Source organism: Pseudomonas sp. RIT-To-2, from assembly GCF_029623465.1.
GTDB classification, from domain to species: Bacteria; Pseudomonadota; Gammaproteobacteria; order Pseudomonadales; family Pseudomonadaceae; genus Aquipseudomonas; species Aquipseudomonas silvicola.
The window spans coordinates 23,747-45,941 of the sequence record NZ_JAPYKM010000022.1; the positions used below are offsets into that span (position 1 = coordinate 23,747).

Annotated in this window: 19 protein-coding genes and 1 tRNA gene; 10 read left to right on the top strand and 10 right to left on the bottom strand. The window is 63.0% G+C overall.

Features of this window, described 5'->3' with window-relative positions:
* Nucleotides 1-106 precede the first annotated feature (106 nt).
* The 6 genes from QBK88_RS19245 to queA form a co-directional block, all read right to left on the bottom strand.
* The gene (locus tag QBK88_RS19245) at nucleotides 107-652 is read right to left on the bottom strand and encodes a glycine zipper 2TM domain-containing protein (protein WP_277963278.1); all 546 of its coding nucleotides are present in this window, start codon (nucleotides 650-652) and stop codon (nucleotides 107-109) included.
* Between the two features lie 121 nt (nucleotides 653-773).
* Nucleotides 774-1,685: a protein translocase subunit SecF gene (gene secF / locus QBK88_RS19250; protein WP_268145176.1), complete on the bottom strand. Its 912-nt coding sequence runs from the start codon at nucleotides 1,683-1,685 to the stop codon at nucleotides 774-776.
* Nucleotides 1,686-1,694: 9 nt separating this feature from the next.
* Nucleotides 1,695-3,563 (bottom strand): protein translocase subunit SecD, encoded by a 1,869-nt coding sequence (gene secD, locus QBK88_RS19255; RefSeq protein WP_277963279.1) that lies wholly within the window; start codon nucleotides 3,561-3,563, stop codon nucleotides 1,695-1,697.
* Between the two features lie 63 nt (nucleotides 3,564-3,626).
* Nucleotides 3,627-3,965, bottom strand: a complete 339-nt coding sequence (gene yajC / locus QBK88_RS19260) for a preprotein translocase subunit YajC (protein WP_158154440.1) — start codon at nucleotides 3,963-3,965, stop codon at nucleotides 3,627-3,629.
* A gap of 45 nt (nucleotides 3,966-4,010) precedes the next feature.
* Nucleotides 4,011-5,126: a tRNA guanosine(34) transglycosylase Tgt gene (gene tgt, locus QBK88_RS19265; RefSeq protein WP_199267081.1), complete on the bottom strand. Its 1,116-nt coding sequence runs from the start codon at nucleotides 5,124-5,126 to the stop codon at nucleotides 4,011-4,013.
* Between the two features lie 14 nt (nucleotides 5,127-5,140).
* Nucleotides 5,141-6,205 (bottom strand): tRNA preQ1(34) S-adenosylmethionine ribosyltransferase-isomerase QueA, encoded by a 1,065-nt coding sequence (gene queA / locus QBK88_RS19270; RefSeq protein WP_176569989.1) that lies wholly within the window; start codon nucleotides 6,203-6,205, stop codon nucleotides 5,141-5,143.
* 109 nt (nucleotides 6,206-6,314) lie between these two features.
* Between queA and QBK88_RS19275 the strand changes: the two genes are divergently transcribed.
* Both QBK88_RS19275 and QBK88_RS19280 read left to right on the top strand, forming a co-directional pair.
* Nucleotides 6,315-6,399: transfer RNA gene (locus QBK88_RS19275), tRNA-Leu, on the top strand.
* 492 nt (nucleotides 6,400-6,891) lie between these two features.
* A complete protein-coding gene (locus QBK88_RS19280; protein WP_176569988.1) occupies nucleotides 6,892-7,170 on the top strand; it encodes a DUF3077 domain-containing protein in 279 nt (92 codons plus the stop codon).
* Nucleotides 7,171-7,549: 379 nt separating this feature from the next.
* Here the strand turns inward: QBK88_RS19280 and QBK88_RS19285 are convergent, their stop codons facing one another.
* Nucleotides 7,550-7,990: a hypothetical protein gene (locus QBK88_RS19285; RefSeq protein ID WP_277963280.1), complete on the bottom strand. Its 441-nt coding sequence runs from the start codon at nucleotides 7,988-7,990 to the stop codon at nucleotides 7,550-7,552.
* Nucleotides 7,969-8,913, bottom strand: a complete 945-nt coding sequence (locus QBK88_RS19290) for a hypothetical protein (RefSeq protein WP_277963281.1) — start codon at nucleotides 8,911-8,913, stop codon at nucleotides 7,969-7,971. Before QBK88_RS19290 ends, QBK88_RS19285 begins: the two co-directional genes overlap by 22 nt.
* Before the next feature lie 138 nt (nucleotides 8,914-9,051).
* Here QBK88_RS19290 and QBK88_RS19295 point away from each other — a divergent pair, with 138 nt between their 5' ends.
* A complete protein-coding gene (locus tag QBK88_RS19295; protein WP_277963282.1) occupies nucleotides 9,052-9,732 on the top strand; it encodes a helix-turn-helix domain-containing protein in 681 nt (226 codons plus the stop codon).
* On the opposite strand, the gene QBK88_RS19300 is transcribed toward QBK88_RS19295, so the two are convergent.
* Nucleotides 9,715-10,575, bottom strand: a complete 861-nt coding sequence (locus QBK88_RS19300; RefSeq protein ID WP_277963283.1) for an isocitrate lyase/PEP mutase family protein — start codon at nucleotides 10,573-10,575, stop codon at nucleotides 9,715-9,717. The two genes, QBK88_RS19295 and QBK88_RS19300, sit on opposite strands and share 18 nt — an antisense overlap.
* 293 nt (nucleotides 10,576-10,868) lie before the next feature.
* Between QBK88_RS19300 and QBK88_RS19305 the strand changes: the two genes are divergently transcribed.
* The 5 genes from QBK88_RS19305 (at nucleotide 10,869) to QBK88_RS19325 (ending at nucleotide 16,849) form a co-directional block, all read left to right on the top strand.
* On the top strand, nucleotides 10,869-11,699 hold the full coding sequence (locus QBK88_RS19305) for a hypothetical protein (protein WP_277963284.1): 831 nt from the start codon (nucleotides 10,869-10,871) through the stop codon (nucleotides 11,697-11,699).
* 122 nt (nucleotides 11,700-11,821) lie between these two features.
* On the top strand, nucleotides 11,822-12,319 hold the full coding sequence (locus QBK88_RS19310; protein ID WP_277963285.1) for an RNA polymerase sigma factor: 498 nt from the start codon (nucleotides 11,822-11,824) through the stop codon (nucleotides 12,317-12,319).
* Nucleotides 12,320-12,345: 26 nt separating this feature from the next.
* Nucleotides 12,346-13,290, top strand: coding sequence for a FecR domain-containing protein (locus QBK88_RS19315; protein ID WP_277963286.1), 945 nt, complete (start codon nucleotides 12,346-12,348; stop codon nucleotides 13,288-13,290).
* 127 nt (nucleotides 13,291-13,417) lie between these two features.
* Nucleotides 13,418-15,844 (top strand): TonB-dependent receptor, encoded by a 2,427-nt coding sequence (locus tag QBK88_RS19320; protein WP_277963287.1) that lies wholly within the window; start codon nucleotides 13,418-13,420, stop codon nucleotides 15,842-15,844.
* A gap of 99 nt (nucleotides 15,845-15,943) precedes the next feature.
* The gene (locus QBK88_RS19325; RefSeq protein ID WP_277963288.1) at nucleotides 15,944-16,849 is read left to right on the top strand and encodes a LysR family transcriptional regulator; all 906 of its coding nucleotides are present in this window, start codon (nucleotides 15,944-15,946) and stop codon (nucleotides 16,847-16,849) included.
* Between the two features lie 6 nt (nucleotides 16,850-16,855).
* On the opposite strand, the gene QBK88_RS19330 is transcribed toward QBK88_RS19325, so the two are convergent.
* Nucleotides 16,856-18,190: a citrate:proton symporter gene (locus tag QBK88_RS19330; protein WP_277963289.1), complete on the bottom strand. Its 1,335-nt coding sequence runs from the start codon at nucleotides 18,188-18,190 to the stop codon at nucleotides 16,856-16,858.
* Nucleotides 18,191-18,865: 675 nt separating this feature from the next.
* On the opposite strand from QBK88_RS19330, the gene QBK88_RS19335 reads away from it, so the two are divergent.
* Nucleotides 18,866-19,261, top strand: a complete 396-nt coding sequence (locus tag QBK88_RS19335) for a lysozyme inhibitor LprI family protein (RefSeq protein ID WP_277963290.1) — start codon at nucleotides 18,866-18,868, stop codon at nucleotides 19,259-19,261.
* A gap of 55 nt (nucleotides 19,262-19,316) precedes the next feature.
* Nucleotides 19,317-22,190, top strand: coding sequence for a chemotaxis protein CheB (locus tag QBK88_RS19340; RefSeq protein ID WP_277963291.1), 2,874 nt, complete (start codon nucleotides 19,317-19,319; stop codon nucleotides 22,188-22,190).
* Nucleotides 22,191-22,195: the final 5 nt, after the last annotated feature.

Sequence of the window (22,195 nt, forward strand, 5' to 3'; positions counted from 1 at the left end):
GGGGGCGCCGAGCCTTGGCCGGGAAGCGCCGCGCGGGCGGCGCTTGGTTTCAAGGGCGCAAGAAAACCCAAGACATGCGTCTGGCTGCCCTGACGCGACTGCGACTTTACTGCGCCTGCTGGTCGTTCAGCACCAACTGGCCCTGCTTGTCCACCGGGATCTTGGAGCCCGGATCACGGTCCATGCGCACCTGCGCGACCTTGCCGTTGAGCTCATACTTCACGTTGTAGCCAACGGTCTTGTCGCTGACATCATTGACCGTGGTGCAACGGTTTTCCGTGGTGGTGTAGGTATCGCCGTTCTGCATGTGCTCCTGCACCTTGTTACCGGCGTAACCACCACCCACCGCGCCCGCCACGGTGGCCAGGGTCTTGCCCTTGCCGCCACCGACCAAATGGCCCAGCAAGCCACCACCCACCGCACCCAGCACGGTACCGGCCACCTGGTGCTGGTCCTGCACCGCCCGGCGATGGGTTACCGCCACGTCATGGCACTCTTTGCGCGGCGTCTTGATCTGTTGATTAATGGGTTCTACCGCCAGTACATCGGCATATTCCGGGCCACTTTTCACGAGGCTGTAGGTCGCGACAGCACCACCAGCGGTCACCGCCACGGCACCCAACACTGCACCAACCAGCAACGATTTGTTCACTTGAACCTCCTGACCTTCTTATGCGGATCAACGTCCGCGCTTCTCCCAGCCTTGGAGCATAAAAAAAGGCGCGAGTTCAACACTCGCGCCTTTTCAGGGCAGTACCGGTACGCCGATCACATTATGGGCGATCGTCGACCTTGTCCTTGGTGACCGGAGCGATCAGGTCTTCGCTGTTCAGGTTCAGCCAGATCAGCACCACGTTGGCGATGTAGATCGAGGAGTAGGTACCCGCCAGCACACCGATGAACAGCGCGATGGAGAAACCGAACAGGTTGTCGCCGCCGAAGAACAGCAGCGCGGCGATGGCCAGCAACGTCGAGATGGACGTCGCCAGGGTACGCAGCAGGGTCTGGGTGGTCGAGACGTTGATGTTCTCGATCAGCGACGCCTTGCGCAGTACCCGGAAGTTCTCCCGCACCCGGTCGAACACCACGATGGTGTCGTTGAGCGAGTAGCCGATGATGGCCAGTACCGCCGCCAGCACCGTCAGGTCGAAGGTGATCTGGAAGAACGACAGGATACCCATGGTCACGACCACGTCGTGCACCAGGGAAGCGATGGCGCCTACCGCGAACTTCCACTGGAAGCGGAATGCCAGGTAGATCAACACGCCGCCCAGGGCCATGAGCATGCCCAGGCCACCCTGGTCACGCAGTTCTTCACCTACCTGCGGGCCGACGAACTCGGTGCGGGTGACTTTGGCCGGGTTGTCGCCGCCCACCTTGCGCAGTGCGTCAGACACCTGAGCGCCCAGTTTCGGGTCGTCGCCCGGCATGCGCACCAGCAGGTCGGTGGTGTCACCGAAACTCTGCACGATGGCTTCGTGGTAACCGGCGGCGGCCAGTTCGCTACGCACCTGGGTCAGGTCGGCAGGCTTCTCGTAGTTCAGCTCGATCAGCGTACCGCCGGTGAAGTCCAGGCCGAAGTTCAGGCCCTTGTGGAACCAGCTGAACAACGCCAGTACCGTCAGGAACAGTGTGAAGGCGAACGCAATATTGCGAACGCCCATGAAGTTGATGGTACGTTTCATGGCAGCCCCTTAAATCCACAACTTCTTGAAGTCACGACCGCCGTAGATCAGGTTGACCATTGCGCGGGTCACCATGATGGCTGTGAACATCGAGGTAAAGATACCCAGGGACATGGTCACGGCGAAGCCTTTCACCGGGCCGGTGCCCATGGCGAAAAGAATGCCGCCTACCAGCAAGGTGGTCAGGTTGGCGTCGACGATCGCGGTGAACGCGCGGCCGAAACCTTCGTTGATCGCCCGCTGCACGCTCATCCCCGCGGCTATTTCCTCGCGAATACGCGAGAAGATCAGCACGTTGGCGTCCACCGCCATACCCATGGTCAGCACGATACCGGCAATACCCGGCAAGGTCAGGGTAGCGCCCAGCACCGACATCAGGGCCAGCAGCACCACCATGTTCAACGCCAGCGCCACGGTGGCGATGATGCCGAAGAAGCGGTAGATGGCGATGATGAACAGCGAGACGAACAGCATGCCCCACAGGGATGCATGGATACCCTTGGTGATGTTGTCGGCACCCAGGCTTGGACCAATGGTGCGCTCTTCAGCGAAGTACATCGGCGCGGCCAGACCACCGGCACGCAGCAGCAGGGCCAGCTCCGAGGATTCGCCCTGGCCGTTCAGGCCGGTGATGCGGAATTGGCTGCCCAGCGGCGACTGGATGGTCGCCAGGCTGATGATCTTCTTCTCTTCGGAGAAGTCCTGCACGGCCACGTCTTTCTCGACACCATCGACCGTCTGTTTTTCGTAGCGGGTGAACGGTTTCTGCTCGATGAACAGCACCGCCATGCTGCGGCCGACGTTGGTGCGGGTAGCACGGCTCATCAGGTCGCCACCGTGGCCATCAAGCTTGATGTTCACCTGTGGCTGGCCGTGTTCGTCGAAGCTGGCCGAGGCGTCGGTGACCTGGTCACCGGTGATGATCAGGCTACGCTCCACGGCGGCTGGCGGACGGCTGCCATCACGGAACTCGAAGGTTTCGGTGGTAGCACGCGAATCATCCGGGCCTGCACCCAGGCGGAATTCCAGGCTGGCGGTCTTGCCCAGGATACGCTTGGCTTCAGCGGTGTCCTGCACGCCTGGCAGCTCCACCACGATACGGTTGGCACCCTGGCGCTGTACCAGCGGCTCGGCCACACCCAGCTCGTTGACCCGGTTACGCACGGTGGTCAGGTTCTGCTTGATCGAGTATTCGCGGATCTCGGCCAGCTTGGCCGGGGTCAGCGACAGCGACAGCACCTGCAACTCCCCACGGGTAGAGGTCGTCAGGTCGAAATCGGTGTAGGTCTTGCGAATGATGGCCTGCGCCTGGCTCAGGCTGTCGGCATCGGCGAAGCCCAGCTGAATGGCAGACGCCTGCTGAGGCAGGCTGCGGTAGCGGATCTTTTCCTTGCGCAGCTCGGTCTTGACGTCGGCTTCGTAGATCTTCAGGCGAGCATCGATGGCCTTGTCCATGTCCACGGCCAGCAGAAAGTGCACGCCACCGGACAAGTCCAGGCCCAGCTTCATCGGGTGTGCGCCAATGTTGCGCAACCACTGGGGCGTGGTGGCAGCCAGGTTCAGGGCCACTACATAGTCGTCGCCCAGTGCCTTGCGGACCACGTCCTTGGCAGGCAACTGGTCATCACGCTTGGCCAGACGCAACAAACCGCCCTTGCCATTCTCGGCCAGCGTTGCCGCCTTGACCTCGATACCGGCATCGGTCAGCGCCTTGGCGCTGCGGTCCAGTTCAGCCTGGGTGACTTGCAGCGCGGAACTCGCGCCCGAGACCTGGATGGCCGCGTCATCAGGATAGAGATTGGGTGCGGAATAAATAAAACCGACCGCCAGCACCGCCAGGATCAGTAGGTATTTCCACAGAGGGTATTTGTTCAGCATCACGCCGCCCGTTCAAGACGCGGGGCGCCTTGCGCGCCCCGTCGATTGGTAAAAGTCTGAAGCTTAGATCGCTTTGAGCGTGCCTTTCGGCAGGGTCGCGGCAATGGCGCCCTTCTGGATTTTCAGCTCTACGGTGTCCGACACTTCGATAACCACGAAGTCTTCGGTCACTTTGTTGATCTTGCCGGCGATACCACCGGTGGTCACAACTTCATCACCTTTCTGCAGGTTGCCCAGCAGGTTCTTCTGCTCTTTGGCACGCTTGGCCTGCGGGCGCCAGATCATCAGGTAGAAGATGACCAGGAAGCCGACCAGGAAAATCCACTCGAAGCCGCCGCCCATCGGGCCTGCCGCTGCCGGCGCACCAGCGTCGGCCAAAGCATCAGAGATAAAAAAGCTCATTTAGCACTCCAGTTGCAAAATTGTTGACTCAAAAGGGTCACGAACTCAGTCCAAAGGCGGCGTTACAAGCCCGCGTTTGGCGTAGAAGGCATCGACAAAGGCGGCCAATGTACCTTGTTGAATAGCCTCGCGCAAACCAGCCATCAGCACCTGGTAATGACGCAAATTGTGGATCGTATTCAACATGCTCCCCAGCATTTCGCCGCACTTGTCCAAATGATGCAGATAAGCACGGGAGAAGTTCTGGCAGGTGTAGCAGTCGCAGGTCGGGTCCAGCGGCGAATTATCGTGGCGATGAAACGCATTGCGGATTTTCAGCACGCCGGTGTCGATGAACAGGTGCCCATTGCGGGCATTGCGGGTTGGCATCACGCAATCGAACATGTCCACCCCGCGGCGCACACCCTCAACCAGATCTTCCGGCTTGCCAACACCCATAAGGTAACGAGGTTTGTCAGCAGGCATCTGGCCTGGCAGGTAGTCCAGCACCTTGATCATTTCGTGCTTGGGCTCGCCCACCGACAGGCCACCGATGGCCAGGCCGTCGAAGCCGATCTTGTCCAAGCCTTCCAGCGAACGCATGCGCAGGTTCTGGTGCATGCCGCCCTGAACGATGCCGAACAGCGCGGCGGTGTTGTCGCCGTGGGCGTTCTTGGAGCGCTGGGCCCAGCGCAGGGACAGCTCCATGGACACGCGCGCCACGTCTTCGTCAGCCGGGTACGGGGTGCATTCGTCGAAAATCATGACCACGTCGGAGCCCAGGTCGCGCTGCACCTGCATGGACTCCTCGGGGCCCATGAACACCTTCGAGCCGTCCACCGGCGAGGCGAAGGTCACGCCCTCCTCCTTGATCTTGCGCATGGCGCCCAGGCTGAACACCTGGAAGCCACCCGAGTCGGTCAGGATAGGGCCCTGCCACTTCATGAAATCGTGCAGGTCGCCGTGGGCCTTGATCACTTCCATGCCCGGGCGCAGCCACAGGTGGAAGGTGTTGCCCAGGATCATGTGCGCGCCGATGGCCTCGATATCCCGAGGCAGCATGCCCTTCACCGTGCCGTAGGTGCCCACCGGCATGAACGCCGGGGTTTCCACCACGCCACGTGGGAAGGTCAGGCGGCCGCGACGGGCCTTGCCGTCGGTGGCCAGCAGTTCGAACGACATACGACAGGTGCGACTCATGCGTGATCCCCTGGCGCCGCTTCGCTAGGACCGCGGGGCGCCGGATTGCGGGTGATGAACATGGCATCACCGTAACTGAAGAAGCGGTAACCGTTGCTCACCGCGGCCTGGTAGGCCGCCATGGTCTCGGGATAACCGGCGAAGGCCGACACCAGCATCAACAGCGTGGATTCCGGCAAATGGAAATTGGTGACCAGGCAATCGACCACGTGGAACGGCCGGCCCGGGAAAATGAAGATATCGGTGTCGCCGCTGAACGGCTTCAGCACGCCATCGCGCGCCGCGCTTTCCAGCGAGCGCACACTGGTGGTGCCCACGGCCACCACACGGCCGCCACGGGCCTTGCAGGCATTGACCGCGTCCACCACGTCCTGGCTGACCTCCAGCCACTCTTTATGCATGTGGTGGTCTTCGATGTTCTCCACCCGCACGGGCTGGAAGGTACCCGCGCCCACGTGCAGGGTCACGAAGGCCGACTCCACGCCCTTGGCCTTGATCTGCGCCAACAGGCCTTCATCGAAGTGCAGGCCAGCGGTCGGCGCCGCCACCGCGCCCGCGCGCTCGGCGTACACGGTCTGATAGCGCTCGCGGTCGGCGCCCTCGTCGGGGCGGTCGATATAAGGCGGCAGCGGCATGTGCCCGACGCGGTCCAGCAGCGGCAGCACCTCTTCATTGAAGCGCAACTCGAACAGCGCATCATGGCGCGCCACCATCTCGGCCTCGCCGCCGCCGTCGATGAGAATCATCGACCCCGGCTTGGGCGCCTTGCTAGCGCGCACGTGGGCCAGCACCGAGTGGGTGTCCAGCACGCGCTCCACCAGAATTTCCAGCTTGCCGCCGGAAGCCTTCTGGCCGAACACACGCGCAGGAATGACCCGGGTGTTATTGAACACCATCAGGTCACCGGGGCGCAGGTGCTCCAGCAAATCGGTGAATTGACGATGGGCCAGCGCACCGCTGGGCCCGTCCAGGGTCAACAAACGACTGCCATGACGCTCGGCCAGCGGGTGGCGTGCAATCAGGGAATCGGGAAGCTCGAAGGAGAAATCGGCGACGCGCATGATGGTGTTCGGTCTGACAGGGCCGCGAAGTTTAGCTCAAAACACACAAATTGACCACGCGAGAGAGTTGACCAACGGTCGAGGGCTCTCTATACTCCGCGGCCATTGAGCCCTGATGGCGGAATTGGTAGACGCGGCGGATTCAAAATCCGTTTTCGAAAGGAGTGGGAGTTCGAGTCTCCCTCGGGGCACCAAGATTCAAATCCCTTCTACCGGGGATTGCAGCAAAAAAACCGACCTTGAGTCGGTTTTTTTGTGCCTGGGATTCGGGCGTAGCTTGCGCAGGCGCCATGGTCAGTGTGGGAGCAAGGCTTGCCTGCGAAAGGCCGACGCTGCCAACTGGGCAACACCCTGTGACGGCCTGCCAGCCGCTTTCATTTGGTTCTTCCCGGAGTCCCGGGCATCTACTCCAGCCCCAGATTGCCCAACCCCCTATTTCACGCTAACCTCCCTCCGTCGCCAACCAGCGACACGGACTTGGCGGTCCGTTCAGAACGCGCAATACCCCAAATCCTCACCCGGGCGGTTAACCCCTGCCTCGGATGCAGATCTATGGCGGGTTGTGCAGGGACTTGTTCGCAAGTGCCGGTTCGTTCTGTCCGGTCCGCCAACCTTGTACAATCCGTCACCCAAACCTGCTTGGCGGCAGGCGGTGCCGGTCTAACCTACAGAGCGGATACCACCCGATGAACGATCCAATCCCGCACCACACCCAAGGCCAAACCACCTTTGCCCCTTGCGGTTCCACAGCAGCCCCCCTGTTCACCGTCAACCCCGACATCCCGCTCGTGGATGCCCTGGCCCACAGCTCCAACCTGCAACTCGTCGCCAACCAATTGATGACAGACGCCGCCATGGGCGACGACGGTCCTCATCTGGCGTGGGCTGCGGCGTACCTGGGGGAAATGGCTCAAGCGATCTTGAGTGATTTGACGATACCGGTGGCTTGCAACAGCGCAGTCTGATCGTGCTGGGGACGCCGGGCTGGATTAGCGGCTGGTTCGGCGTTTTGGGCTGGAACAGGCCATTGGCGACTGGACGGGATCGTGGATGGCACATCACCTATCCGCGCATGAGCGTGAGCCGACTGGCCTAGGCGCAGCAGGAATCCGCCAGCAAGCCGCGCAGGACCACGCGGGACCAAATCGCGGTGGCGTTTGGGGTAACCGCAGATAATCCTCTGTAGGACCAGGCGCCAGCTCCTGAAACAGGCGACGCGGGTTTGTCTGAGAGTTTTCGGTGGCTGCTTCCCGAGCTTCGCCCGGTCCCACAGGGTTCAGCCTGGGTGACCGGGGTTGTCTGCGCAAGGCGGGGCTCTCCCTCACCGGGCGTTGCAGCGGGGACTCAATACAATCCCGTGGCACTGCCCGGGTCGCGCACCGGGACTTCATTGGCGGCCACCAGGTTGTAGTTGAGCATGAACCCTACGCTACCTTCCGACTCCAGCGTTTCGGCCACCCAGCCAATGGGGTTCATGAACAACGAATCATCATGGTTCAGCACGCCCACTGCGCCGTTTTCTTCATCGAAACCCCATACCACGCCACCCCAGTGCCAGTCATGCCCCAGTACGTACTGGTTACCGAGCAAGGCACCCAGGGCGAAGGTCTGCTCCTCGGGCAATACCGTACCCGCCGCCTTGCAGTCCCGCACCTTTTGGGTGATGGCGGCAACCACGTCCTTTGGCGGGGTGGCGGCCGTCAGCCCCAGCAGTGCCAGGCCCTGGTTGGCCAGGTCGTTGATCTGCGCCGCCAGTTCGGCGGTTACTGGATTGATTTCTGCCACGCTCGATCTCCAAATCGTAAAAGTTCGGCCACAGTGCCCGTGGCCGGTTGCCCTTGGGCGTCGCCCGTCTGCATCAGGGTCGCCAGGGTGGCGAGCAGCAGGTCGTGGCTCATGATGCCGCTGGCATTGGCAGCGAACACGGTCTTGCCCACTGCGCCTTTGATCACCACTTTTTCGGTCCAGGCATTCAGGTCCACACCCCGCAGGCTGGCCATGGATACCTTGTGCCCGTCCACCTCCAACTGCTCGCGGGTGAGCACGATAGGCTGGGTGGTCACGTTCAGGAAGTTGCCACTGATGCGCCTGCCCCACACCTGGCCGGTGCTGATGCAGTTGAAGGTCACGGCGCCACCGGCTTCCAGCGTTTGCATGACCGCGGGCAGGCGGTCGCGCAGGTAGAGTTCGCGCACCCATTGCACGAACGCCAGAAAGTCCTTGAGGTGCAGGCTGACGCGCGTGAACGGTTCGCTGGCGTCGCGGCGATAGGCCAGGTTGGTGATCAGCCCGCTGATGGCGGTTTGGCCGGAGCTGAACAGGTACAGGTCCTGGATCTCGCTGAAAGGCGTGTAGTCGCGCTGGCGGCCGATGATCTGGGTGATGCCGTGCTCATGGACTTCATAGCTGGCCCGGCGCAGGTTGCGTTGCCATACGGCCAGGCCCAGCATGCCAGCAGCCAGTGCAGCGAGCAGGCCGGCGGTGGCGTAAAGCATCATGGCCTGGCTGGAAAAGGTGATGTTGAGCCCGCGGTTGGTTTGCAGCTCAACGGGTCCGGTACTGGCAATCAGGTGGGCGGTTTGCAGGTACAGCACGAAGATGGCCAGGGCCAGCAGCACCACGCCGAAGAGCGCGGTGAACACGGGTAGCGTCTTGCCATGCCTGAAGGTCTTGATGAGCTTGCCGGTGGGTGCAGGGGTGGTGTGCATGAGCCTACTTCCTTGGCTGTTTTGGCAACTTGAATGATACAGCAAGTAACCGGCACGACATGTCAGAATAGGGAAACACCCATCCAGCGCTGCTGGCCGAGGCGTCGAGAAAAGGTGCCCTGATACATGCGGAGATCGATGAATCCTACCCCGTCATGGCAAGGCGAGCTGTGGCTAGCCAGCGACTATGGCCTGCTCGCAGGAACCGCTGGCACCACCCGGCCCCATGCCCATTACGCCCATCAGCTCCTCATCGCGCAAAGGGGCGAGGTGCAGGCGTTGATTGGCGGGCAGCTGCAATGCGCCCCGGTGCTGGTGATCGAATCTGGCGTGGAGCACGCGATCCTTGCGCCGGAGCAACCTACCCTCACCCTGTTCGCCGAACCCCTGGCCTTCGACCTGGGGGCGGTGCACCAGTGCTGCATCGAAGCGGGTGCCAGCATGGAGCGGTTGGCTACGCGGATCAACGACCTGCCGCGCCGCGCCCTGGATGCACGGCTGGCCAGAGCACTGCACCGGGTCCGTACCCTTGAAGATGAGACACTGCCCGCCAAGGTGCTCGCCCGGGAAGCAGCCCTGTCGATCAGCCAGCTTGAACGCCTGTTCACGGGCAGCCTTGGGGTATCGGTCAGGCGTCTGGTGTTGTGGCACCGGCTTCGGCGCGCGTTGGCACTGGCGCTGGCCGGCAGCACGTTGACGGCCGCGGCCATGGCGGCTGGGTTCTCGGACTCCGCGCACCTGTCACGCAGTGTGCGCAAGCAGTTTGGGATTCGGGCGGATCTGACGTTGCGCCATCTGCGCCTACGTGTGCTCGATTGAACGATCAGCCCCGTTGATCCTGCCCCCCATCAACCCATTCGCCTCCCGAAACCCAACCGCCTCATCCGCGAACTCGAACGTCCCGCCCTCCTTCACCTCCCGCGCCGCACGAATGAACGCCCCCAGCGCCGCCCTGGCAAACGAACTCCCCACGCTGACCCGCCGCACACCCGCGCCTTCCAGCTCGGCCGCCGTGAGCTTCGAGCCTGCCAACCCCATCACTACGTTCACCGGTTTGCCCAGCGCAGCGCATACCTGGCGTATCGCCTCCAGGTTCGGCAGTGACGGCGCAAACAGAACATCCGCCCCAGCCCGCTCGAAAGCGACCAGGCGGCGAATGGTGTCGTCCAGGTCCAGAACCCCATGGCTGAAGTTCTCGGCACGCGCCACGAAGGTAAACGGGAACGGCAGGCTGCGCGCCGCCTCGACGCCCGCGATGACCCGCTCCAGGGCGTGGTTGAAGTCATGGATGGGCGCTGAAGCATCGCCTGTGGCGTCTTCGATGGAGCCGCCCACCAGGCCGACATCGCCGGCCATGCGAAGGGTGGTGGCGACGTCTTCGGGCCGAGGGCCAAAACCGTTTTCCAGGTCGGCGCTCACCGGCAGGTCCGTAGCCTGGACGATGCTCAGGGCATTGGCCAATGTCTCGTCACGTGATACGGCACCCTCCCCGTCACGCCGGCCGAGGGCGAAGGCCAGTCCAGCGCTGGTGGTGGCCAGGGCTTTGTACCCCAAGGCCTCGAGGACTTTCGCGCTGCCGGCATCCCAGGCGTTGGGGAGAATGAACAACTCGCGGCGGTTGTGCAGGGCCTGGAAGGCCAGGGCTTTGTCGAGGGTTTGCATGGCGCGGGCCTTGACGAATGGGGAGAGCTATCAGTTGTAGCAGATGCGCCGGAAACGCTGCCGGAATGCTGCCGAGGCGATCCCCCGGAAAAAACTGTATGGTTTTCGGCTCCGTCGCCATTCTTGCTTCGCCCCCGTCGGGCTGGGGGCTCGCGTACATCACGCCCTCCACAGCCACTTCCAGAGCACCTCGTGGCGTTGCCCCCAACCTTGCTTGGACCGTACTGCGGGCTATGGTTAAAAACCGCAGGAAGCACGACCAATGGAATGTTCAACCACAGGAGATTGCCATCATGGAGAAACCATTCAACGAGCTACTGGCCAGCATTCGGGCCTGCCAGACCTACGACGCCGTCAAGGCACGCCTCGCTGTCATCACCGAACAACGGGCTGCGACCGATGACCCCGACGTCAAGCGGGCGCTGCGGGATGCCGAGGTCTACGCACGGGTCTGGGGTGTGGCGGTGACCAGCCACGACGATGCCGTGGCCAGCATCGCCATCGAATCCTATGCCGAGGGCAATGATGCGGACTTTGCCAACCTCATCAACGCCCAGGAATCACGGGGCTCGGCGCTGGAAACCGCTTCGTCCGCCGTATGGAGCGACGCCAAGGCTGCTGCGTCGGGAAGCAGCGCCGATGCCGTGGCAGACGCCAACGCTGCGGCTGAGGCCTGCCAGGACGCGGAGCCCTACATGGCTGCCGTGGCGGGAGGGCAGATCACGCCGGCCAACCTGCACCTGGTGCTGCAACTGGAGCAATTCCTGAACCCGGTCAGGTACGCCGCCAGCGCCTACCTCAACGAGCAGGTGGAGCGAGCCCGCTTGGTGGACACCCTCAAAGGCCTGCTCAACACCTACCTGCTGGTGTGGCGCAAGACCACGAGCGGTGGCGGCAACCCGTTGGCCGAACAAGGGATACTGGAAAGCATCGACGAGAAGAACGGCTCATTCGTGCTCAGAAGCACGGTGTATTCCGGCCAGCACAGCACGGTGGCGATTTCGGATATCGGTAGCCTCGATACCTCACGTACCGGGCCGGGGGCGCGGCAGAGCGCGGTGGCGCCGGGCTGGCGGAATGTCGACCTCGGCAAGTGGGTACGCTCGGATCAATATCCGGGCTGACCAGGCGTCAGGCTGAAAGACCGTAGCGGGTGGAGGGTATACGAGCTATCGCGAAAATCACAAATGATTCTCGTTTGTGCTATTTTCCCGCCCCTCGCTCCCCCTACCCGCTCGGTGGCCACATGTCCGGTTCAGACCTCAAGGCGCTCTACCTCGCCCACCGTGGCGAAATCCTGGATTACCTGGACCGCCGCCTGCGCTGCAAGGAAACCGCCGCAGACCTGACCCAGGACACCTTCATCCGCCTGTCCGAGCAGATGGGCCGCACGCCCATCGAAAACTTTCGCGCCTACCTGTTCTCCGCCGCCCGCAACCTGTTCATCGACCACACCCGCCGCCAGGAACACCGCAAGGGCGAGTCGCTGGACGAGCAGGACAATGTCGGCACCGAGCACCAGACGCCGACCCTGGAACAGGCCGCCATCGCCAACCAGCAACTGGCCACACTCAACGGGGTCATCCAGAACATGCCAGCACCGTGCCGCGAGGTGTTCCTGCTGGTGCGGGTGGAGGGCCTGACGTATGTGCAAATCGGCGAGCGGCTGGGCATTTCGCCGAAGACGGCGTATAGCCGCATGGTCCGCGCACTGGATTTACTGAGTGCAGGCATGGCCCAATGATCGCCCCCCGCCCGCCCGATGCGCCCATGAATACACAACCTTCCTTGCCCGAGGAGATCACTCGCCAGGCCAGTCACTGGTTTGCCCTGCTGCAGGCGGGCTCACCCACGGCTGACGAGCGTGAGGCGCTGGCCCAGTGGCTTTCCGCGGACCCGCGCCATGCCCAGGCGTTTGCGCGGTTGGAGCAGCTGTGGGCAGCCTCGTCTCTGGCGCTGCAACAGCCAGCGCCTGGGGCCGCGCCGACACTGTCGCGGCGGCGGTTCGTGGGCCTGAGCGTGGCGGCGTGCGCGGCCACGGTGGTGGTGGGTGCGAGCACCTTGTGGCTCAAGGGTGTGGGCGCACCGTTCGCCGACGTGCGTACAGCGGTAGGCGAACGTCGGGTGGTGCCCTTGCCGGATGGCTCCACGGTGGAGCTGGCAGGCAACACGGCGCTGAACCTGGATTTCTCGGCCACCCGCCGTGCGGTGAAGCTGTTGCAGGGCGAGGCGTTTTTCACAGTGGTGGCGGACCCGGCTCGAGACTTTCAGGTCACCACGGATGCCGGGCGCATCGTCGCCCGTGACGGCGAGTTCTGCCTGTCGTGCGAAGGCGCCTCGGCGTTGTTGGCGGTAAGCCGCAAGACCGCGCGGGTGGTGACCGTCGCCCAGCAGACAGACCTGGAGGAAGGCTTGGCCATGCGCTTCAGCGCCAGCGAGACGGGGGCTATCCAGCATGTCGATCTGGGGCAGGTGATGGCCTGGCGCGACGGGCGCCTGGTGTTCTTCGACACACCGCTGGCGGCCGTGGTCAACGAGCTGGAGCGCTGGCGCGAGGGCAAGATCTTTATCGCCGACCGGCAACTGGCCGAGCGCCGGGTGAGCCTGATCCTCAACCTGAACCGGCCCGAGCAAATGCTCGATGCGCTGGCGAAGGCGCTGGCAGTTCGCACCAGCCGCTATACCGACCTGATCACAGTCATTCATTCGGTATAAAAGTCGGGCGACGCCACTGGCACAAAAAAATTTCACGCCCCCATCAGGTAATACGCGTGGTCATGCGTCTTAACGTGACTGATAGGTATTCGCAAATACACGCGCTTTACATGGGGGAAACACCTGAATGGCCACGCACTACCGCCCTGCCCGCACCACCGACACCACCTGGCACCGCAGCGCCCTGAGCGTGGCCGTTGCCTGCACGCTGCTGATGGGGGGGCTGCCCGCCCAAGCGGCACAGGCCCCCGCAACGGGCACGGCGGTGGCCGGGGTGTCGTTGAATATCCCGGCGCAGCAGTTGCGCCAGGCGCTGCTGGCCTTCAGCCAACAGACCGGGCAGAACGTGATGCTCGACGGCAACCTGGATGCCGGGCTGCGCAGCACGGCGGTGGTGGGCGTCTATGCGCCGGAGCAAGCCTTGCGGGCGTTGCTGCAGGGTAGCGGCTACGGCTTCGCGCGCACCGATGCCACCACGGTGTACCTCAAGCCCCTGCCGGCCAGCGGCCCCGGCTCACTGCAACTGGATGAGACCACCATCAATGCCAACCAGGGCAACGATGACGCAGCGCAAGCCATTAGCCAGGGCTACCAGGGCAAGCCAGCCTCCAGCACTACCCGCATGGGGCTGAATGCAAAGGAAGTCCCACAGGCCATCACCACCGTCACCCGCGACCAGCTCGATGATTTCAAGCTCAACAGCGTCAAAGACGCACTGCGCAGTGCGCCTTCGGTGACCGTGGAGCAGTTTGAAACCGACCGCACGGCGTTCACCTCCCGCGGTTTCACCATCGACAATTTCGAATACGACGGCATGGGCATGCCCTTCTCTTCCGGGGTGCTGCTGGGCGACCAGGACATGGCCGAGTTCGAACAGGTGGACATCCTGCACGGCGCCAACGGGCTGATGAGCGGCGCAGGCAACCCGTCGGCCACCGTCAACTTCGTGCGCAAGCGCCCTACCCAGACTTTCCAGGCCCAGATCGACAGCAGCGTTGGCTCGTGGGACAACCGCCGCCTGGGCTTCGACGTGTCCGGCCCGCTGACCGACAGCGGCAACGTGCGCGGCCGCTTCATCTACGCCCACGACAAGGGCAACTCCTACCTGGACCGCTACAGCCACGAGACCAACGTGATAGCAGGGTTGCTGGCCTTCGACCTGTCCGAGGCCGACACCCTGACGGTGGGCTTCAGCCAGCAGAACAGCGATTCCAACGGCAGCAGCTGGGGCGCCTTGCCGATGACCGACTACGCGGGCAACCCGGTGCATTACAGCAGCCGCAGCTCCAGCACCGCGCAACCCTGGACCTACTGGAACATCCACACCCAGCGGGCCTTTGTCGAGCACACCCATGCCTTCGACAACGGCTGGCACAGCACGCTCACCGTCAGCGGGATGAACCAGCACCAGGACACCAGGATGTTCTACGCCATCCCCGCCAGCGCGGACACGGCGTACGCCTACATCAACCGCACCACCAGCACCGAGCACCAGGTGCTGGGCGAGCTGCAGGTGGGTGGCCCGTTCAGCCTGTTCGGCCGTGAACACGAGCTGACCCTGGGCGCCAACTACGGCCGCAGCCACCACGATGAAACCGGCCACTACAAGGACGCCAGCGGCTACGAGATCGTCAGCCTGGCCGACGCCCTGGCCGGGCGCGTGGTGCAGCCGGCCATGAACTACACCGACAGCCTCAACACCCAACTGTTCACCGACCGGCAGAAGAGCCTGTACGCCGGCGCCCGCTTCAGCCTGGCCGATGACCTGCACTGGATCGCGGGTGCGCGGATGCTCAGCGCCGACAGCGATGGCATGGGTTACGGCGTGCCTCACGATGGCCACGTGCACGGCAAGGTCACGCCCTATACCGGCCTGGTCTACGACCTGACCCCGCAGTGGAGCCTGTACGCCAGCTGGACGCAGATTTTCAAGCCGCAATACTCACGCGGCACCGACGGCGCGCTGCTGGCACCGCTGGAAGGCAAGAGCATGGAAGCCGGGGTGAAGGGCAGCCTGCTGGGCGACAAGCTCAACGTTACCGCGGCGGTGTTCAAGACCGACCAGCAGAACGTCGCCGTCGCCAGCGGCCAGATCTCGGGTGGCCAATACCTGTACGACACTTTGGACTACAAGAGCCACGGTGTGGAGTTGGAAGCGTCCGGCGAGGCCCTGCCAGGGCTGGAAGTAGCGGGTGGCTACACTTACGTGCGCATCGATAACGACGATGGCGAGCGCGCGCGCAAGTACGTGCCCCAGCACAGCCTGCGCGGCAGCCTGACGTACCGCCTGCCGGGCATGCCCCAGGCCAGGGTCGGCACCCGCGTGCAATGGCAGAGCGGCGTGGAACTGGACACCAGCAGCACCGTGCGGCAGAACGCTTATGCACTGGTGGACCTGATGGCCAGCTATGACATCGACGAGCACTGGAGCACGTCGCTGAACCTGAACAACGTCACCGACCGCAAGTACCTGCTGTCGTTGTACCAGGCAGCGGGTTATACCAACTACGGCGCGCCGCGCAACGTCACCGCCTCGGTCACCTGGAAGTACTGACGCGCACGGTCCTGCCGGGGCTTGCGCCGGGCTCGCGGATTAACACGGCCGTCGGTACAGCTGGCATACTCCGGCGCCGACGGACTTCGGAGCCCCAGCATGGACTTACGCGACCTCTACTATTTCGAAACGGTGGCCGATCTGGGCAACCTGGGCCGTGCCGGGGAGAAGTTGCACCGTACCCAGCCCGCCCTGTCCAAATGCATCCAGCGCCTGGAAGACACCCTGGGCACCCTGCTGTTCTTTCGGGAAGGCCGGCGCATGCGCCTGACACCGGCAGGGGAACTGCTGCTGGTGCGCGCTCGGCGCTTGCGCCAAGGCATGGAAGAAACCGAACGCGAGTTGCAGACCTTCGCCAAGGGCACGGTAGGCAATGTGCGCGTCGGGTGCGGGCCCACGGCAGCGGAGTTCCTGCTGCCACGGGTCGTCGCCCTGTTGCTGGAGGCAGCGCCGCAGCTGACCCTGGAGCTGGTGACCGGGCAGAACGACATGCTCATGAATGACCTGCGCGCGGGCCATCTCGACGTGCTGATCAGCCCGCTGTCGGGGCTGGACGAAGAGCAGTTCGAAACCTTCGAGATTCTCAAGGACAACGTGGTGGTGGTCGCCAGTGCCGACCACCCTTTGTTCGAAAAACAGGTAGCCCTGGCCGACCTGTGCGCCTGGCGCTGGGTTCTGCCGGGGCCTACCGTGGCCACCCGCCGCTGGCTGGACAACACGTTTTTCAACCATGGGCTGGACCGGCCCAACCTGCACATCCAGACCAACTCGATCAGCATGATGCCGCAGTTGCTCCGTCACACGCCGTTGTTGAGCTTCATTTCACGGCACAACCTGGGCCCCGGAAAGATCGGGGCGGCGCTGCGTGAAATTCAGCTGGTGGAAACCACCATGCCGCGCAGCTTTGGCCTGGTGGTGCGCCGCGATGCCTACGTGTCGCCCGCCAGTGGGTTCTTCATCGAGCTGATTCGACAGGAAGGTCAACAGCTGTTTCTGGACCGCTGACCAGGCTCAGGCCGGCACCGTGCCAAACAGGATCAACGACAACACCATCACCACCGACATCAGCATGATGGGCGCGAATGAAAACCGCACATGGTCCGACAGGGTCGTGCCAGTCAGGCCCAGCGCCAGGTAGGTAGTGGCGAACACCGGGCTGACCATCATCGCCACGTTCTTGCCCACCACCATGGCGAGGCCCATCTCCTGCCAACTGATGCCGTAGTGCTCGCCGGTCTTGGCCATCAATGGGTAGATGCCATAGAAAAACGCATCGGGGCCCATCACGAAGCCGATCAGCCCGCTCATCAAACCGGTGATGATGTGCAGATGCGGGCCTACCGAGTCGGGCACCACGTTGAGGACCACGTTGGCCATGTGGGTGAGTATCGACTGGTCCCCGCCACCACTGACAATACCGACGAAGGCACCGGCGGCCATCACGGTGCCGGCGATCATGTACGCGCTGTAGGCATACTTCTTCATCACCTGCTCCTGGGCTTTCAGGCTGGGGTGGTTGACCAGCATGGCCAACCCGAAGGCCACCATGAACAACACATACGCCTGAATGTGCGTCACCAGCAACAGGACCGTCACGCCCACCAGCAGGCTCAGGTTGATCAGGAAGGACAGGCGGTCTTCTTTCCATACATCCAGCGTGGCGTGACCGTGGTGGCCGTCGGCCGACGCGCTGCTTTCATCCTGACCTTCAGGGATGGGCAGGCCCTGTTTCAACCGCGCTTGTTCACGCAGGCCCAGGAATATCCCGAGGGCCACCATCAGCACCACGCTCAAGCCCTGCACGGGCAGCAGCTCATGGTAGAGCGCGTTCACGTCCAGGTTCGAGACCGCCGCCACTCGTGCCAGCGGACCGGCCCAGGGCGTGATGTTGGTAACGCCCATGCCGGCGGCGAGCATGCACAGCAGCACGGCGGGGCGAAGTTTCAACTGGCGGTAGATGGGCAGCATCGCGCCGATGGTGATCAGCACTGTGGGCACCGACGATCCGTCCATGTGCGCCACCAGCGCGATCACGCCCGTGACCACGACAATGCCGACCACGCTGTTGCCCGCTATTTTCAGCAAGCCGTTGACCAGGGGTTGGAACACGCCCTTCTCACTGATGATGTTGAAGAACATGATCGAGAAGGTGAACAGCACCGCATTGGGCACGGTCTGGGTGACGCCCTGGGTGATGAACTCGGACATCTGCCCAGGTGAATAACCCAGGATAAAGCCGGCGATAACCGGCAACACGGCGAACAGGGAAATAGGCGCGCTGCGTGCCTTGAACAACAGGGTCATCAGGGTGACAACCAGCGCATAGCCGATCAGGGCGAAATACATGCGGGCGACCTCTGGTCATTTTTTTATTGGGCACACTCACGCCATCACCTGCATGCAGCAGTGAATGGCCAGAGAGGGTGTGGAAGCCTTGGGCAGGCAAGCCTGGCAGGCATGGTCGATTTTCCGGCGGGCCTGCCGCCCCCGTCCATTGACTAATTTCTATACCAGTATGAGCGTGGGGAATGGCACCGATTCTTCGCTGGCGCGGCGCTGCAACCTTAAATCTTATTTCATCCGCCCCGCGTTTCGCGCCTGCCAGGTTAGCCCACGATCACAGCATGGGAACTGATCAACGCCGCGCCGCATCAGGTACACCGCATGTGCCGCCGACCGCACGTTTTAAGCCTCACGCTGTGGCCGACAAGCGGTCAAAAGCCAGGCAACAAAAAACCCGCCGAAGCGGGTTTTTCGTTTGGCCCATTCAACTCCCTGTCGAAGCGAATCCATTCAGGCCTGTCATCCGTGACGCCGGGCAAATCCTTTGCCTCAGCTGATGGAGTCAGATTAAGCCTGCGGACGGGTTTCCCATAGAGGAAATCGGAACCAGTGCATGTAAGACATTGGCTATACCCCCCGTGGCATTCGCCAAACCTGAGTAATATCCGCATACCTTTCCCCCGGGCGCAGTTGCTACCGTCACGGTATCTTGGCGCCCCATTTTCATGGAGGCTCGTCATGCCCCTTCGCTTTGTGCTGCTGACCACCCTGTTCATTACTTCCGGCGTGCTGGCCGCGGCGCCCAAGCCTGACTGCGCCAACGCCAGCACCACGCCGGAAATGACCCAGTGCGCGGCCCTGGATGCGGACGCGGCCGAGGCCAAACTCAACACCACCTACAAGCGACTGATCAAGGACTTGAGCCAGCCGGACACCGAGACCGAGAAATACAGCGAAACCCGGCAGAAGCTGCAGATCGCCCAACGGGCCTGGATAAAGTTTCGCGATGCCGACTGCGAGGCCATTTACCAGGCCAACATCGGCGGCACCCTGCGCGGCCTCGCGGCACTGGGTTGCAAGCGCAATCGGGCCGAGCAGCGTACCCGGGAACTGCAGAACTACCTGCAACCCTGAGGCCGCGGGAAACCCGCTAATATAGGCAATCCTCACTGTTGCCGCAGGCCGCCTCGTGCCCTCGTCCAAGACCCTGCCTGCCGGCAAAAGCCACGCCATCGTTGCCTTGGGCGCTTCTGCCGGGGGGCTGGAGGCGCTGGAGCGCCTGCTGCGGCTGATGCCTGCGGATTCCGGCCTGAGCTTTCTGGTCATCCAGCACCTGGACCCGGCACGTACCAGCCTGTTGAGCGAAATACTCGGCAGGGCCACGGCCATGCCAGTCATGCAGGCGGTACATGGCACCACGGTGCAGCCTGACGCCGTGTACGTGATCCCGCCCAACCATGACCTGACCCTGGCGGGGCGCCGGCTGGTGGTGCGGCCCTGGAAAATGCCGCGTGATCATCACCTGCCAATCGATACCTGTTTCACTTCACTGGGGGAGCAACTGAAACGTCGCGCGGTGGGCGTAGTGCTGTCAGGCACGGGCGCCGATGGCACCCTCGGCTGCCGGGCGATCCTGGACCATGGCGGCCGCACCCTGGTGCAATTGCCCAACGAAGCCGCCTATGACGGCATGCCCACCCACGTGATCCAGGCGGGCAACGCCAGCCAGGTACTGACCCTGGAACAAATGCCAGCCGCACTCATGGGCGAGCTGCCAGGGCAGGACACGGGCGATGCACTGCAGCAAATCCTGCTGCACCTGCGCCAGGCCACAGGCCACGACTTCACCCAGTACAAGAAAAGCACCATTGCCCGCCGTATCGAACGGCGCATGCAGGTGCAGCAGATCACCGATCAGGCAGACTACCTGAAGGTACTGCTGGGCAGTCCGGACGAGAGCCGGTTGCTGTTCAATGAGCTGTTGATCAACGTCACCCAGTTCTTCCGTGACCCCGAAGCCTTCGAGGTGATGAAGGTGCAGATCCTGGAGCCCATGCTGGCCAGCAAGGCCCGCGACGACGTGTTTCGGCTATGGGTGGCGGGCTGCGCCAGCGGTGAGGAAGCCTACTCGGTGGCTATCCTCCTTCACGAGTTGCTGCACGTTCATTCCCTGGCGCTGAAGGTACAGTTCTTCGCCACCGACCTGGACGCCGACGCCATCACCCTGGCCCGTGCCGGCCTATACCCGGCATCCATCGCCGCGGACGTCGGCAGCGAACGACTCAAGCGCTATTTCAGCCCGGAGGAAGGCGGTTACCGGGTGAAGAAAGAGATTCGCGAGATGATCGTCTTCGCCGTGCAGAACGTGATCAAGGACCCACCCTTCACGCGGCTGGACCTGTTGTGCTGCCGCAACCTCATGATTTACCTGGGCCAGGCGCTGCAAAACCGCCTGATTCCTACCTTCCACTACGCCCTCAAGGCCAGCGGCGTGCTGTTCCTTTCGCCGTCCGAGAGCATCGGCGGCCACGCCACCCTGTTCAGCCCGCTGCACCGCAAGTGGAAGTTCTACCGCGCCATCAAGGGCGCGGCGCCAAAAACCATGCCGTTGGACAGCAGCCTGTCGTGGGTGCCCGAACGGATCAGCAAACTACCGGAACACCCTGCGAAAATGACCAAGGACACCAACCTCGCCGAATTGACCCGGCGCGCCCTGCTGCAGGAGTTCGGCCCAGCCTCAGTGGTGACTGACCTGGCCGGGACCATTCAGTACATCCACGGCGACACTGGCCGCTACCTGCGGCCCGCCCCGGGCCAGGCCAGCCTCAACGTCGTGGACATGGCCCGCGAGGGCCTGCAGCTGGAGTTGCGCAACGCCGTGCACCGCGCCGCCGGCAGCACCGAGACTATCGTGACGCCGCCCCTGAGCGTGGTCAGCGACGATGCCGTGCGCCAGGTGCGCCTGAGTGTGCGGCGCATGGCCGATACCCCCGCCGGGGAGCGCCTGCTGCTGGTGACCTTCCAGGAACAGGCCCACCCGAACGCCGCCCCCCTCGCCAACCCCGGCAAACGCAGCGCCACCCCGACCAGCGAGCGCATCAGCCAATTGGAGCGCGACCTGGCATATACCCGCGAAAACCTGCAGGCCAGCATCGACGAGCTGCAGGACGCCAACGAGGAACTGAGTTCTGCCAACGAGGAAATGCAGTCCACCAACGAAGAACTGCAATCGTCCAACGAGGAACTGGAAACGTCGCGCGAAGAACTGCAGTCGGTCAACGAGGAACTGGTGACCGTCAACGCCGAACTGCAGGCCAAGATCGAGCAGTTGGGCGACATGCAGAACGACATGAAAAACCTGCTCGACAGCATCAATATCGGCACTATATTTCTGGATACTCACCTCACCATCCGGCGCTTCACCCGCGATGCCGTGAAGATTTACCGGTTGATACCCAAGGACGTCGGGCGACCGCTGGCTGACATCACCTCGTACCTGGACTCACTCGATCTGCTGGTACCGGCGCAGGAAGTGCTGGACACCCTGATCCCGCGGGAAATAGAACTGCGCACCACATCCGGCAACTGGTTCCTTGCGCGGCTGTTGCCGTACCGAACCCTGGACAATGTGATAGACGGGGTAGTGATGACCTTCCATGACATCAATACCCGCATGGCCAACGACCAGGCCGTGCAGGCCGCCCGGGAGTTGGCCGAAGCCATCGTCGATACGGTGCTGGAGCCATTGCTGGTGCTGGACCAGGACCTGTGCGTGGTTTCGGCCAGCCGCTCCTACCACCGTGCCTTCCATACTTCGGCGGCCCGGACCAACGGCCACAAATTGTACGAACTGGGCGACGGCCAATGGGATATTGTGGCGTTGCGCGAGCAACTGCGCACCATTCTGACGCGCGACACCAGTTTCGACGGCTTCAAGGTGCAGCAAGACCTTCCCGGCCTTGGCCCCACGACCATTACCTTGAATGCACGACGCGTTGCCGGCCAGGGCGCGCGCCCTCACCTGATTTTGCTGGCCATGCAGTACCAACCGTCGAGAACCTAGAGGCC

Excerpts from the sequence above, each read along its gene's own strand:
- QBK88_RS19295 (WP_277963282.1), top strand. The coding sequence starts at position 9,052 with ATGAATCCTACCCCGTCATGGCAAGGCGAGCTGTGGCTAGCCAGCGAC.
- secF (WP_268145176.1), bottom strand. The coding sequence starts at position 1,685 with ATGAAACGTACCATCAACTTCATGGGCGTTCGCAATATTGCGTTCGCC.
- QBK88_RS19310 (WP_277963285.1), top strand. The coding sequence starts at position 11,822 with ATGTCCGGTTCAGACCTCAAGGCGCTCTACCTCGCCCACCGTGGCGAA.
- yajC (WP_158154440.1), bottom strand. The coding sequence starts at position 3,965 with ATGAGCTTTTTTATCTCTGATGCTTTGGCCGACGCTGGTGCGCCGGCA.
- QBK88_RS19280 (WP_176569988.1), top strand. The coding sequence starts at position 6,892 with ATGAACGATCCAATCCCGCACCACACCCAAGGCCAAACCACCTTTGCC.
- queA (WP_176569989.1), bottom strand. The coding sequence starts at position 6,205 with ATGCGCGTCGCCGATTTCTCCTTCGAGCTTCCCGATTCCCTGATTGCA.
- QBK88_RS19320 (WP_277963287.1), top strand. The coding sequence starts at position 13,418 with ATGGCCACGCACTACCGCCCTGCCCGCACCACCGACACCACCTGGCAC.
- QBK88_RS19335 (WP_277963290.1), top strand. The coding sequence starts at position 18,866 with ATGCCCCTTCGCTTTGTGCTGCTGACCACCCTGTTCATTACTTCCGGC.
- QBK88_RS19300 (WP_277963283.1), bottom strand. The coding sequence starts at position 10,575 with ATGCAAACCCTCGACAAAGCCCTGGCCTTCCAGGCCCTGCACAACCGC.
- tgt (WP_199267081.1), bottom strand. The coding sequence starts at position 5,126 with ATGTCGTTCGAACTGCTGGCCACCGACGGCAAGGCCCGTCGCGGCCGC.
- QBK88_RS19325 (WP_277963288.1), top strand. The coding sequence starts at position 15,944 with ATGGACTTACGCGACCTCTACTATTTCGAAACGGTGGCCGATCTGGGC.
- QBK88_RS19305 (WP_277963284.1), top strand. The coding sequence starts at position 10,869 with ATGGAGAAACCATTCAACGAGCTACTGGCCAGCATTCGGGCCTGCCAG.
- QBK88_RS19290 (WP_277963281.1), bottom strand. The coding sequence starts at position 8,913 with ATGCACACCACCCCTGCACCCACCGGCAAGCTCATCAAGACCTTCAGG.
- secD (WP_277963279.1), bottom strand. The coding sequence starts at position 3,563 with ATGCTGAACAAATACCCTCTGTGGAAATACCTACTGATCCTGGCGGTG.
- QBK88_RS19330 (WP_277963289.1), bottom strand. The coding sequence starts at position 18,190 with ATGTATTTCGCCCTGATCGGCTATGCGCTGGTTGTCACCCTGATGACC.
- QBK88_RS19315 (WP_277963286.1), top strand. The coding sequence starts at position 12,346 with ATGAATACACAACCTTCCTTGCCCGAGGAGATCACTCGCCAGGCCAGT.